The 12,070-nt window shown below is 73.7% G+C and carries 12 protein-coding genes; 7 read left to right on the plus strand and 5 right to left on the minus strand.

Features of this window, described 5'->3' with window-relative positions:
- Positions 1-246 precede the first annotated feature (246 nt).
- Positions 247-1,347, plus strand: coding sequence for a magnesium/cobalt transporter CorA (corA, locus tag BTM25_RS04975; RefSeq protein WP_103561550.1), 1,101 nt, complete (start codon positions 247-249; stop codon positions 1,345-1,347).
- 37 nt (positions 1,348-1,384) lie between these two features.
- Positions 1,385-3,022 carry an ABC-F family ATP-binding cassette domain-containing protein gene (locus tag BTM25_RS04980; RefSeq protein WP_103561551.1) on the plus strand — a complete coding sequence of 546 codons (1,638 nt, stop codon included), beginning with the start codon at positions 1,385-1,387 and terminating at the stop codon, positions 3,020-3,022.
- A gap of 1 nt (position 3,023) precedes the next feature.
- Here BTM25_RS04980 and BTM25_RS04985 read toward each other — a convergent pair whose 3' ends face one another.
- Positions 3,024-3,635: a TetR/AcrR family transcriptional regulator gene (locus BTM25_RS04985; protein ID WP_103561552.1), complete on the minus strand. Its 612-nt coding sequence runs from the start codon at positions 3,633-3,635 to the stop codon at positions 3,024-3,026.
- Between the two features lie 88 nt (positions 3,636-3,723).
- On the opposite strand from BTM25_RS04985, the gene BTM25_RS04990 reads away from it, so the two are divergent.
- Both BTM25_RS04990 and BTM25_RS04995 read left to right on the plus strand, forming a co-directional pair.
- Positions 3,724-4,473 (plus strand): SDR family NAD(P)-dependent oxidoreductase, encoded by a 750-nt coding sequence (locus BTM25_RS04990; protein WP_103561553.1) that lies wholly within the window; start codon positions 3,724-3,726, stop codon positions 4,471-4,473.
- A 94-nt stretch (positions 4,474-4,567) separates the two neighbouring features.
- Positions 4,568-5,314, plus strand: coding sequence for an SDR family NAD(P)-dependent oxidoreductase (locus BTM25_RS04995; protein ID WP_103561554.1), 747 nt, complete (start codon positions 4,568-4,570; stop codon positions 5,312-5,314).
- On the opposite strand, the gene BTM25_RS05000 is transcribed toward BTM25_RS04995, so the two are convergent.
- On the minus strand, positions 5,315-5,884 hold the full coding sequence (locus BTM25_RS05000; RefSeq protein ID WP_103561555.1) for an HD domain-containing protein: 570 nt from the start codon (positions 5,882-5,884) through the stop codon (positions 5,315-5,317).
- Positions 5,881-6,507, minus strand: a complete 627-nt coding sequence (locus tag BTM25_RS05005; protein WP_103561556.1) for an SDR family NAD(P)-dependent oxidoreductase — start codon at positions 6,505-6,507, stop codon at positions 5,881-5,883. The genes BTM25_RS05000 and BTM25_RS05005 overlap by 4 nt, the downstream gene beginning before the upstream one ends.
- A gap of 199 nt (positions 6,508-6,706) precedes the next feature.
- Between BTM25_RS05005 and BTM25_RS05010 the strand changes: the two genes are divergently transcribed.
- The 3 genes from BTM25_RS05010 (at position 6,707) to BTM25_RS29485 (ending at position 9,502) form a co-directional block, all read left to right on the plus strand.
- Positions 6,707-6,907, plus strand: coding sequence for a hypothetical protein (locus tag BTM25_RS05010; RefSeq protein WP_103561557.1), 201 nt, complete (start codon positions 6,707-6,709; stop codon positions 6,905-6,907).
- Positions 6,908-7,043: 136 nt separating this feature from the next.
- A complete protein-coding gene (locus BTM25_RS05015) occupies positions 7,044-8,513 on the plus strand; it encodes a thiamine pyrophosphate-dependent enzyme (RefSeq protein WP_103561558.1) in 1,470 nt (489 codons plus the stop codon).
- A complete protein-coding gene (locus BTM25_RS29485) occupies positions 8,510-9,502 on the plus strand; it encodes a sugar phosphate nucleotidyltransferase (RefSeq protein WP_168212006.1) in 993 nt (330 codons plus the stop codon). Before BTM25_RS05015 ends, BTM25_RS29485 begins: the two co-directional genes overlap by 4 nt.
- Positions 9,503-9,505: 3 nt before the next feature.
- On the opposite strand, the gene BTM25_RS05025 is transcribed toward BTM25_RS29485, so the two are convergent.
- Both BTM25_RS05025 and BTM25_RS05030 read right to left on the minus strand, forming a co-directional pair.
- Positions 9,506-10,450: an anti-sigma factor RsbA family regulatory protein gene (locus BTM25_RS05025; RefSeq protein ID WP_103561560.1), complete on the minus strand. Its 945-nt coding sequence runs from the start codon at positions 10,448-10,450 to the stop codon at positions 9,506-9,508.
- Between the two features lie 291 nt (positions 10,451-10,741).
- Positions 10,742-11,920 carry a cytochrome P450 gene (locus BTM25_RS05030; protein WP_168212007.1) on the minus strand — a complete coding sequence of 393 codons (1,179 nt, stop codon included), beginning with the start codon at positions 11,918-11,920 and terminating at the stop codon, positions 10,742-10,744.
- Between the last annotated feature and the right edge of the window lie 150 nt (positions 11,921-12,070).

Raw genomic sequence — 12,070 nt, forward strand, 5'->3', positions numbered from 1 at the left:
CAACTGCGTCTCATATGTCGGCTGGTAGTCTTCAAAAGTCTTGAGACGCTCGACGGTGGTGAAGGAGGTGGTCGGGATGAGTCCTGGTGATACGTGCAGTTCGCCGGAGAACCCTCACAGTCCGAGCGGGACTGTCCGACCGACCGCCGTCCCACGGCGTCCGGACGCACTCCCTCACGCGCGCTCCCCGCACTGACCGGGCCGGGCGCGCGCAGGCGCGTGCGACCGGGCGGTTAGGAGCACCTCATGGCCATGACGCGTGTACGTCCCGGGCGTCCGACGATGGCGCTGTTCAAGCCGCGCAGCAGGCCCGAGCGGCTGACCCGCGCCGCCGTCCGCGACACCGCGGTGATCGACTGGGCCGCCTACATCGACGGGCACCGCGTCTGCACGGACTCGGTCGCCGACGCCGTCCGGCTCATCCGCGACGGCCGCCTCGACGCCGGTGACGAGGAGAGCGCCGGGTTCGTCTGGGTCGGGCTGCACGAGCCGTCCGCCGCCGAGCTGACCGAGCTGGCCGAGGTGTTCGGCCTGCACCCGCTCGCCGTCGAGGACGCCATCAACGCCCACCAGCGGCCGAAACTGGAACGCTACGACGACACGCACTTCTTCGTGATGAAGACCGTCGGTTACGTCCGGCGTCCGCCCGAGGAGGCGGAGGTCGTGGAGACCGGCGAGCTGATGGTGTTCTGCGGCGCGGACTTCGTGGTGACCGTCCGGCACGGCGCGCACGGGGAGCTGGCGACCGTCCGGGCGCGGCTGGAGGAGCGGCCGGAGCGCCTCGCGCTCGGCCCCGCCGCCGTGCTGCACGCCGTCGCCGACCGCGTGGTGGACGGGTACGTGAACGTCGCCGAGGCCCTCCAGGAGGACATCGACGAGGTCGAGGAGACGGTGTTCTCGCCCGAGCGCACCGACGAGGCCCGCCGCATCTACCGGCTGAAGCGCGAGGTCATCCAGCTCAAGCGCGCCGTCGGGCCGCTCGCGGGGCCGCTGCGCAACCTGACCGGGCGGCGGTTCGTCCCCGACGACATCAAGGAGTACCTGCGCGACGTCGAGGACCACCTGACCCGCGTCCGGGAGCTGGTGGAGTCCTACGACGAGCTGCTGAACCCGATCCTCCAGGCGCACATGACGCAGGTGACGGTCGCCGACAACCAGGACATGCGGAAGATCTCGGCGTGGGGCGCGATCTTCATGGTCCCGACGGCCATCGCCGGGATGTACGGCATGAACTTCGACCACATGCCGGAGCTGCACTGGCGGTACGGCTATCCGATGATCGTCGGCGTCATCGCGACCATCTGCCTGACGCTCTACCGGGGTTTCCGCCGCAACGGGTGGCTCTGACCGCGCCGCACGCCCGCGACCGCCTACGATCGGGCTGATGTCCGGGACGCTCGTAGTCAAGAATCTCGCCGCGGGTCATGGCGACCGCGCACTGTTCAGCGGTCTCGACCTGGTGGTGGCGCCGGGGGACGTGATCGGGCTCGTCGGGGCCAACGGCGCCGGCAAGTCCACGTTGCTGCGGATCCTCGCGGGGCTCACGCCGCCGGAGGACGGCGAGGTGCGCCTGTCGCCGCCGTCGGCCGTCGTGGGGCACCTGCCGCAGGAGGCGCAGCGGCGCGACGGCGAGACCGTCCGGGCGTTCCTGGCCCGCCGGACGGGCGTCGCCGCGGCTCAGGAGGCGATGGACGCCGCCACCCAGGGCCTGGTGGACGACGCGCCCGGCGCCGGTGACGCCTACGCCGAGAGCCTGGAGCGCTGGCTCGACCTCGGCGGCGCGGACCTGGACGAGCGCGCCGAGAGCGTCGCCGCCTCGCTCGGGCTGGCCGTCGACCTCGCCACCCCGATGACCGCGCTGTCGGGCGGGCAGGCGGCGCGGGCGGGGCTGGCGTCGCTGCTGCTGTCGCGGCACGACGTGTTCCTGCTGGACGAGCCCACCAACGACCTCGACCTCGACGGCCTCGCGCGGCTGGAGGAGTTCGTCCAGAGCCTGCGCGCGGGCGTGGTCGTCGTCAGCCACGACCGCGAGTTCCTCACCCGAACGGCCACCAAGATCCTCGAACTGGACCTGGCGCAGCAGCAGATCACGCTGTTCGGCGGCGGTTACGCGTCCTACCTGGAGGAACGCGCGGTCGCGCGGCGGCACGCCCGCGAGAACTACGAGGAGTACGCCGACCGCCGCGCCGCGCTGGAGGACCGGGCGCGCACGCAGCGGGCGTGGATGGACAAGGGCGTCCGCAACGCGCGCCGCAAGAGCACCGACAACGACAAGATCGGCAAGAAGTTCCGCGCCGAGGCGTCGGAGAAGCAGGCCGCGAAGGTCCGGCAGTCCGAGCGGATGATCGAGCGGATGGAGACGGTCGAGGAACCGCGCAAGGAGTGGGAGCTGCGGATGCAGATCGCCGCCGCGCCCCGCTCGGGCGCGGTCGTCGCGACGCTGCGGGACGCCGTGGTGAAGCGCGGCGCGTTCACGTTCGGCCCGGCGACGCTCCAGATCGACTGGGCGGACCGCGTGGCGATCACCGGCGCGAACGGGTCGGGGAAGTCGACGCTGCTCGGCGCGCTGCTCGGCCGCGTCCCGCTGGACGCGGGGTCGGCGGCGCTCGGCCCCGGCGTCGTCGTCGGCGAGATCGACCAGGCCCGCGCGCTGTTCCACGGCGGCGAGGGCCTGCTGGACGCGTTCCGCGCCGCCGTCCCGGAGACCTCGCCCGCCGACGTCCGGACGCTGCTCGCCAAGTTCGGCCTGCGCGCCGACCACGTGACGCGTCCGGCCGCGAGCCTGTCGCCCGGCGAGCGGACGCGCGCGGCCCTCGCGCTGCTCCAGGGACGCGGCGTGAACCTGCTCGTCCTGGACGAGCCGACCAACCACCTCGACCTGCCCGCGATCGAGCAGTTGGAGTCCGCGCTCGACTCCTACACCGGCACGCTGCTGCTGGTGACGCACGACCGCCGGATGCTCGACGCCGTGCGGACGACGCGCCGCATCGAGATGGCCGCCGGGACGCCCGCCGAACGCTGACCTACGTCGCGAACGTCGCGATGTAGGCGAGCGCGCCGTCCAGCGCGGTCCGCAGCGGGTGGGACGTGCGCCGCACCTGCGTGAGCAGCAGCCCGCCCTGGAGCGCCGCGAGCAGGACGGTCGCGAGATCGTGCGGGTCGGCGTCGGCCCGCAGCTTGCCGCGTCCCCGCAACCGGACCAGGCCGACGCGGATCGGCTCCTCCCAGCGCTCGAACGAGGCGGCCAGCGCGGTGCGCGTCTCCGGGCAGGACTCGGCCAGCTCGCTGGCGAGCGACCCGACCTCGCAGCCGCCGGCGCAGCCGCGCCCGTCCTGGATCGCGACGACGGAGTCGGACCACGCGCGCAGCCCCTCGAAGCTGTCCAGCGCCTCCAGCAGCGGGCGCTGGTGGACGAGCGCCTGCTCGGTCCGGTACTCGATCACCGCGCGGACGAGCCCCTGCTTGTCCTTGAAGTAGTGGTAGATCTGCGACGCGCTGACCCCGGCGGCCTGCTGGATGTCGGGGATGCTCGTCCCCGCGACGCCCTTGCGGAACATCAGCTCGGCGGCCGTCTCGACGATGCGCTCGCGCGTGCGGCGCCCGGGTGCGGTCAGGCGTGGCTCGGCGGCGCTCATGCGCTCATCCTACCCGGATTGGAATTGACATTCCAATCTTGCCCCTGGTACTCCTGGAAAGGTCATTCCAACTACTGGGGAGTCACTCGTGTCCTCTTCGCTCACCGGCAAGACCGCTCTCGTGACCGGCTCCACCAGCGGCATCGGCCGCGCCGTCGCCGACCTCCTCGCCGAGCGCGGCGCGCACGTCATCGTCTCCGGCCGGGACGCCGGACGCGGCGCGCAGGCGGTCGAGGCCATCCGCGCGGCGGGCGGCAAGGCCGACTTCGTCCAGGCCGACCTGACCTCGGCCGACGGCGCCCGCGCGCTCGCCCGGGAGGCGTCGGCGATCACCGGCCGGATCGACGTCCTGGTCAACAACGCGGGCATCTTCCCGTTCGCGCCGACCGCCGACACCACCGAGGAGATCCTCGACACCGTCTACGCCGTCAACGTGAAGGCGCCGTTCCTGCTCGTCGCCGAACTCGCGCCCGCGATGGCCGCGCGGGGCGGCGGCGCGATCGTCAACATCAGCTCCGTCGTCGCGACCCGGGGCTCCAAGGACGCCGTCGTCTACGCCCTCAGCAAGGCCGCGCTCGACAACCTCTCGCGGTCGTGGACGGCCGAGTTCGCGGCGTCGGGCGTCCGCGTCAACACCGTGAGCCCCGGCCCGATCGTCACCGAGGGCGCGCGCGACCTCCTCACCGCCAACCGGGACGCGTTCGAGGCGCGCGTCCCGGCGGGCAGGCTCGGCGAGCCGCGCGAGGTCGCCGCGGCCGTCGCGTTCCTCGCCGCGGACGAGGCCGGGTTCGTCCACGGCGCCAACCTCACCGCGGACGGCGGCTTCACCGCGGCCTGACCGGAACAGGACTGTGTCGGGACCAGCCGTGGCCTTTCACGCTTCGCACTGATATTTCCGACACAGTCCATCCCACTTTCCCCCGGGGAGTTCCGTGTCCTCTCTCACCGGCAAGACCGCCCTCGTGACCGGTTCCACGAGCGGTATCGGCCGTGCCGTCGCCGAGGTCCTCGCCGAGCGCGGCGCGCACGTCATCGTCTCCGGCCGCGACGCCGACCGCGGCGCGCGGACGGTCGAGGCGCTGCGCGCCGCCGGCGGCGCGGCCGACTTCGCGCCCGCCGACCTCGCCGCCCCCGGCGGCCCGGGCTCCCTCGCCCGGGCCGCGCTCGCGATCACCGGGCAGGTCGACATCCTGGTCAACAACGCGGGCATCTTCCCGTTCCTGCCGGTCGCCGACACCACCGAGGAGGTCTTCGACTCCATCTACGCCGTCAACGTGAAGGCGCCGTTCTTCCTGGTCGCCGAACTCGCGCCGAAAATGGCCGAGCGCGGCGGCGGCGCGATCGTCAACATCAGCACGGTCGTCTCGCGCCAGGCGGCGAAGGACGTCGTCGCCTACGCGTCCAGCAAGGCCGCGCTGAACAACCTCACGCAATCCTGGACGGCCGAGTACGCGCCCTCGGGAATCCGCGTGAACACCGTCAGCCCCGGTGCGATCGCCACCGAGGGCACCCGCGACATGCTCGCCGTCACCGGAGAGGACTTCGCGAAGACCGTCCCGTCCCGGCGCATCGGCACGCCGGGCGACATCGCCGCGGCGGTCGCGTTCCTGGTCTCGGACGACGCCGATTACGTGCACGGCGCCTACATCGCCGTGGACGGGGGCATCGGCGCGTTCTGATCAGGGTTCCCGGCCGAGCGCACGGGCCAGCCAGTCCAGGCAGCCGGTGTCCAGCGCGCTTTCCGCGATGCGCTTCGCCGTGTCGGTGGTGAGCTGCGCGAGCGAGGTGTCGATCCACGGCTGCACGTTCTGATTGCCCTGGCTCCGGTATTCGACGGCCTGGAGCAGGCATTCGAGTTTGTCGGCGTCCCGGGCGCACACGGCCTCCGGGCTCGCCTTTCCCTCGTACTCGCCGACGACCCCGCCGAGAAAGGCGGCCAGAACTTCGGGGAGGGCGCGCGCCTGGTCCGCGGTGACCTCCTCGTTGTCCGCCTTCGTCACGTACGGACGCGACAGATACGGCAGATCCGTGAGCCGTGTCTCCTGCGTGTCGTGGAAAAGGGCGAGCAGCGCGGCGCGGTCCGGATTCGCGCCCTCCAGGACGGCGAGGACGGCGGCGATGACGGCCGTCCGCATGGAATGGTCGGCGATGCTCTCGGGACCGGCGACGCCCGCGACCAGCCAGCCCGTCCGCTTGTAGCGCTTGAGCAGGCCGATCTCGAACAGGAAATCGGCGAGCGGCCCGCTCATCCGTGGATCTCCCCGGTCGGGCCGTCGGCGTCCAGCGTGGCGAGCCGGACGGCGACCGCCGCGACGTCCGGCAGGTCCGGCGCGACCGCGTTCACCTTGACGTGCGTGCCGCGCAGCGCCTTGGCGTACTCCAGCGTCAGGACGTCCAGCGCGGCCCGCGACACGTCACCGGCGGGCGTGCGGGCCGCGCCCGGCCCGGCGGACGCGTTGACGACCCGGCCCGCCGGGGACCGCAGCAGCAGCGGGAGCAGCGCCCGCGTCACCCGGAACGTTCCGAGCACGTTGACCTCCAGCGCCCGGCGCAGCTCGTCCTCGTCCAGCTCGTCGAACGCCCGGTCGCCGGTGACGCCCGCGCTGTTGACGAGCACGTCCAGCCGCCCGTACCCGGACGCCACCGCGTCGGCTGCGGCGGCGACGTCGGCCGGATCGGCGGTGTCCAGCAGCAGCGGACGGACGTCCAGCCCCTCGGCGCTCAGCTCCAGCGCCGCGGCCGTGGCCGGTTCCGCGCCGGACGAGCCGAGCAGGACGTGCTGGCCCCGCTCGGCGAGCCGCCGGGCGATCTCCCGTCCCCTGCCGCGGTCGGCGCCGGTCACGAGCGCGACCGTGCGCGGCGGTGCGTTCATCCAAGATCCTCCCCGGCCGGAACGTACCCCTGGGGGGAAAGCCGAATCTGTCGTCCCGCCGGATTGCCGCCTGACGGAAAGGCGCGTCGCGGGCCGGCCACCGGTCACTTGCCCGGTGTGGAACTCCGCGTGACGACGCGATTGCCGTCCGTGTGTCCGGGCATCTCGCGAACGTCAGTCCGAAGGAGAGGAGTTCCCCATGGTGAATCGGTGGACGTCCGCGCTGGCGGCGGGCGTGACGGCCCTCGCGATGAGCGCGGTGCTCGCGGCGGTTCCGGCGCGGGCCGAGGTCGCCGGGCACGGGCACGGCGGCGACTGCAGCGACGCCGCCCTGCTGGCGATCCCGATCAACCTCGTCGGCAACCAGAACGCCGGCGCCTGCGCGGGCGACCGCGACTGAACGCGAGCGCGGCCCCGCACGTCCTGTGCGGGGCCGCCTCCGGTCTTGATGAAACCAGTCAGGAGGGGTTCCCTTTCGCGTCAGGAAATGTTTTATTCGGGACAACGCTCGTCCCGGCGCGTGACGCGGAGGCGCGATGGAACCCCCGACGACCCCCGCCACCTGCCTCGACGTCGCGGCGGCCGTCGCCGGCGCGACCGGACGCGTCCTCGCGGTCGCGGGGCGGCCGGTCACCCACCTCGCCGAGACGCTGAGCGACCTGCCGGACTTCGAGTGGGCGGTCGGGGAGAAGAGCGCCGTCGAGTCGGCGGTCGGGCTGTCGGCGGCGGGCGTCCGGTCCTGCGCGGTGATGAAGCACAACGGGCTCGCGGCGGCCCTGGACCCGCTCGCCAACGCCGCCGTCCACGGCATCGGGGCCGGACTGGTCGTGGTGTCCGGGGACGATCTCGACGCCGCCGCGTCCACCACGCTCAACGACTCGCGCGCGCTCGGCCGTCTTGCCGGGCTACCCGTCCTCGACCCGGCGGGGGCCGGCGACGCGCGCGCGGCGGTGCGCGACGCGTTTTTGCTTTCGGAGCGGACGGGCGTGCCGGTCATCGTCCGGGTGACGTCCGCGCTGCACGCCGACTGCGGCGACGGCCGTCTGCGGGCGCGGCCGGGTCCGGCGGACGCGGGCGGCCGGGTGGACCGGACGGTCGCCCACCGGCTGACGAAACTGGGCCGCCACCAGCACCGGCGCCTGGTCGTCCAGCCCGCCGTCCAGGCCGAACTGGACGGCCACACGACCGCCACCTGCGCGGAGACCTGCGACGACGCGGTGATCGCCGTCGGCGCGGCCCAGCGGCACGTCACCGGCGCCGGATGCCTGCTCCGCGTCCGCGCGGGCTGGCCGCTGCCCGTCCCGGCCGTCGCGTTCGCCGACCGGCACGCCCGCGTGCTCGTCGTGGAGGAGCCGCTGCCGTTCGCCGAGCACCTGATCCGCGAGGCCGCCGCCGACCGGACGCGGGTGCGCGGCAGGCTCACCGGCCACCTCCCGCCCGAGGGCTCGCTGTCACCGGACCTGCTCCGCCGCGCCTGGGCCGACCCGCCCGGCACCTGGACCGACATCGCGCACAAACCGGACGACCAGCCGCCGCCGCGCCGCTACGCCACCCTCTACGCGGCGCTCGCCGGGCTGGACGTCTTCGTCGCCGCCGACGTCGGCTCGTCCATCCGCCTCTGTTACCCGCCCTACTCCGCCGCCGAGGTCGCGCTCGGCCTCGGGTCCGCCGTCGCGGTCGCGGGCGGCGCGGCCCGCACCGGACGCCCCGCCATCGGCGTCATCGGCGACTACGCCCTGCTGCACAGCGGCATGGAATCGCTGCTGGACACGGCCCTGCGGCGCCTGCCGGTGCTCGTGACCGTCCTCGCCAACGGGACGCAGGCGCAGACCGGCGGCCAGCCGGTCCCGCCCGTCGACCTGCGGCGGCTCGCCGGGGCGCTGTCGATCGGCGTCGTGGACGAGTGGGAGCACGCCGCGCTCGACGTCGCCGCGACCCGGCGGCGGCTGGCCGGGCTGCTCGCCGGGCCGCTGCCCGCGCTGGCGCTGGTCCGGGACGCGGCGTGACCGTCCACGTCGTCGTCCTCGCGGGCGGCGCCGGGACCCGGCTGTGGCCGCTCAGCCGCGCGCACCGCCCGAAGTTCCTCCTCGACCCCGGCACCGGGCAGCCGCCGCTGGCGAACGCGCTGGCCAGGGCGGTGCAGCTCGCCGATCCCGAGCACGTCCGGATCGTGACGGGACGCGCGCACGCCGCCGACGTCCGCGCGGTCGCCGCGCCGTTCGGCGTGACGCGCGTGCTCGTGGAACCGCTCGCGCGGGACACGGCGGCGGCCGTCGCGTTCGGCGTCGCGTCGGTGGACGATCCCGGCGCGATCGTCGTGTCCATGCCCGCCGACCAGCTCGTCGCGTCCGGCGCGCAGACGTGGCGGGACGTGCTCGGGGAGGCCGTCCGCGCGGCGGCCGGGGGCGCGCTGGTCTGCGTCGGGGTCGTCCCGGACCGTCCGGCGACCGCCTACGGCTACGCGCACGCCCCGGCCGGCACGGGCGACGGCGCACGCCCGGTCGCGGCGTTCCATGAGAAACCGGACGCCGCGACGGCCGCGTCCTACCTCGCGGCGGGCGGCTTCTACTGGAACACGGCGATCATGGCGTTCCGGGCGGCGACGTTCGCCGGGCTCGTCCGCGACCACGCGCCGTCCCTCGTCCCGGTGCTGTCCGGCGCCACGACCTGGGACGACCTGCCGCGCGTCGCCGTCGAACCCGCGGTCGTGGAGCCCGCCGCCGCCGACGGGCGGGTGCTGCTCGTCCCGGCGCGCCTCCGCTGGAACGACATCGGCTCGTGGACGGACTTCCCCGGCGCGTCCGGCGGCGTCGTGGCGGTCGACGCCGACGGCTGCCGCGTCCTGTCCGGCGACCGCCGCTACGCGCTGCTCGGCGTGCGCGACCTGCTCGTCGTGGACGCCGGGGACGTCGTGCTCGTCGCCGACCGCGCCCGCGACCAGGACCTGCGGCGGCTCGTCGGGGAGGTCGCCGCGCGCTGGCCCGACCTGCTCTGACGGTCAGCGCGCGAAGAAGATCCGGACGGTCGTCCCGGCGGCGGTCGTGTGGACGCGCACCAGGTCCGCCATGCGGTTGACCAGCAGGATCCCGCGTCCGCCCGGCGTCAGCGGGTCCGCCGGGCGCCGTCCGGCCAGCGGATCGGCGATGTGCCCGCTGTCACGGACCTCGAACGCCGCGAGGTCCCCCTCCCGCCACGCCGCGAGGACGCCGGTGCCGCCGCCGTGGACGATCGAGTTCGCGACCAGCTCGCTCACGGCCAGCTCGGCGTCGCGTCCGCGCTCGTCGCTCAGCCCGGCCGCCGCCGACCGCTCCAGGGCGAAGGCGCGGCAGCGCTCGAACACGTCCCAGTCGAACGGGAGCGTCGCCGCGTCGGCGGGGGCGGGCGGGAGCGGACGGTTGTAGCCGTCCACCACGGCCTCGGGCGCGTACTCGTCGCTGTCCCACTCGGCGTCGCGGTCGAGGAGGACGGGGTGGGTGCGGGCCGCGTCGGCGAGCGCCCGGTCGTCCAGATCGTCGGCGTCGTAGGGGCAGAGGATCGCGACGTTCCGGCCGGTGAACGCCATGTTGATCAGTGCTTCGTGCTGGGCGCAGGCCGGGTACTCCAGCTCGGAGCGGCCCTGCCAGATCGGCTCGCCGATGATCCGGACGCGCTCGTGCGGGTGGCGGTCGGCGAAGTCGCGCAGGACGCCGGGGATGATCCACGCGGGGTTGCGCCCGGCGCGGCCCATGTCGAGGAAGCGGACGTGGTCGGCGTCGGGGCCGACGTCCGCGCGCAGCGCCTTCTCCAGCAGCGCCAGCCGCGCCGCCGGGACCGCGACGGCCACCGGGTCGCCCGCGAGGACGCCGTCGCGGACGAACGGAAGGCAACCGTCGAGGAACTGTGCGTCACCGCGGTAGAACAGCGCGGGGTGCCAGAAACCGACTGCTCCCCTGGCGTGTCCCACAGCGTTCTTCCCCGTCCTGGCGTCCCAGCCCCCACTGAGTGCCTACTCCGCCCATGCTAATAGAAAGAATTCTTAAAATGCCCTGGGCGGGGCACGCATCTGTGCTGGTCAGGGCGAGCCTCCCATCGACCGCGGCTTGGGAGCCCGTCCGTCCGGATGAAACGGGTCCCGGGCACGGCGGCCGGGACAAGGAATGTGACGTGCGAACACGTGCCGTCGTTCCACGAAATGGGGCGCGGTCGCGATTTGGAACGTTCCCGGTCTGGTGATCCCCGGGCCGGGGGATCACGCTCAGTGCTCCACCGGGAGCGTCGTCGGACCGAGCATGAGCGACCCGGTGCGCCACTCGATCGAGCCGGGCGGGACGGCGAGCCGCAGCCGGGGGAACCGCGTCACCAGTTCGGCCAGCGCGATCTGGAGTTCGGCGCGCGCCAGGCTCGCGCCGAGGCAGTAGTGCGGGCCGCGCCCGAAGGCGAGGTGGTCGGCGGTGGGCCGGGCGATGTCGAACACGTCCGGCCGGTCGAACTTCGCCGGGTCCCGATTCGCGGCGGACGTGACGGCGAGGACGGCTTCCCCGGCGCGGACCCGTCCGGACGGCAGGCGCACGTCCTCGGTCGCGACGCGCAGGAACGCGGCGTCGGCGGGCGGATCGTGGCGCAGGATCTCCTCGACGGCGGCCGGGACGCGGCCCGGATCGTCGGCGAGGTCCGCGTACCGGCCGGTCACGAGCAGCCGGAACACGCCCCTGGACAGCGCCGCCGTGGTCGCCTCGTGCCCGGCGACGATGAGGCTGAACGTCATCAGGACGAGTTCGTCCTCGCTGAGCCGGTCCTCCTCGTCGCGGGCGCGGATCAGCGCGTCGAGCAGCCCGTCGCCGGGCGCGGCCCGCCGCCGCCGGATCATCTCGCGCGCGTACTCCTGGAGCTGTTCGAGCGCCGCGACGCGCTCCTCCAGCGGGTGCGCCGAAAGCGACACGTACGCGCTGGACCAGTCGCGGAACCGGTCCAGATCGGTGCGGGGGACGCCGAGCATCTCGCAGATGACCACCATCGGCATGGGAAAGGCGAAGGCGTCGATGAGGTCGGCGGGATTCGCCAGCCCGTCCAGCAGCTCCCCGCAGACAGCCCGGATTCGGGGCCGCTGCCGTTCGACCAGCCGGGGCGTGAACGCGCCGGCAACGAGCCTGCGCACCCGCGTGTGCTCCGGCGGATCCAGATTGAGGATGGCGCCGGGCAGATCGGAGACGTCGAAGTCCGCCGCGACGCGCGGCGCCCCCGGATAGGTGAGGTTCCGCGTGAAGGCCCGGCTCGCGAGCACCTCGGCGACGTCGTCGTACCGCACGGCGAGCCACGCCCGATCACCGCTCGGCAACTCGACGGCGTCCAGCGGCGCCGCCCTCAGCCGCCGGACGAATTCCGGCGCGATTTCGCCCGCCCCGGCCCAGAACGGATAACGCTCCACTGATCCCATGAGAACCATCTCACCCCACCCGTCTCGCCGACCGCCAGTCACACTCTCGTGCCTTTTGGCCATCCCCGCCTCGCCACGGATGGGAGTTGGCATAGCCTGACCAATCGCGCAAGCTGATCAAAAAAGATTGTCCGCTCCCGGCCGTTCATA

This window comes from Actinomadura rubteroloni, assembly GCF_002911665.1.
Taxonomy (GTDB): domain Bacteria; phylum Actinomycetota; class Actinomycetes; order Streptosporangiales; family Streptosporangiaceae; genus Spirillospora; species Spirillospora rubteroloni.

Excerpts from the sequence above, each read along its gene's own strand:
- corA (WP_103561550.1), top strand. The coding sequence starts at position 247 with ATGGCCATGACGCGTGTACGTCCCGGGCGTCCGACGATGGCGCTGTTC.
- BTM25_RS04980 (WP_103561551.1), top strand. The coding sequence starts at position 1,385 with ATGTCCGGGACGCTCGTAGTCAAGAATCTCGCCGCGGGTCATGGCGAC.
- BTM25_RS04985 (WP_103561552.1), bottom strand. The coding sequence starts at position 3,635 with ATGAGCGCCGCCGAGCCACGCCTGACCGCACCCGGGCGCCGCACGCGC.
- BTM25_RS05000 (WP_103561555.1), bottom strand. The coding sequence starts at position 5,884 with ATGAGCGGGCCGCTCGCCGATTTCCTGTTCGAGATCGGCCTGCTCAAG.
- BTM25_RS05005 (WP_103561556.1), bottom strand. The coding sequence starts at position 6,507 with ATGAACGCACCGCCGCGCACGGTCGCGCTCGTGACCGGCGCCGACCGC.
- BTM25_RS05010 (WP_103561557.1), top strand. The coding sequence starts at position 6,707 with ATGGTGAATCGGTGGACGTCCGCGCTGGCGGCGGGCGTGACGGCCCTC.
- BTM25_RS05015 (WP_103561558.1), top strand. The coding sequence starts at position 7,044 with ATGGAACCCCCGACGACCCCCGCCACCTGCCTCGACGTCGCGGCGGCC.
- BTM25_RS05030 (WP_168212007.1), bottom strand. The coding sequence starts at position 11,920 with ATGGGATCAGTGGAGCGTTATCCGTTCTGGGCCGGGGCGGGCGAAATC.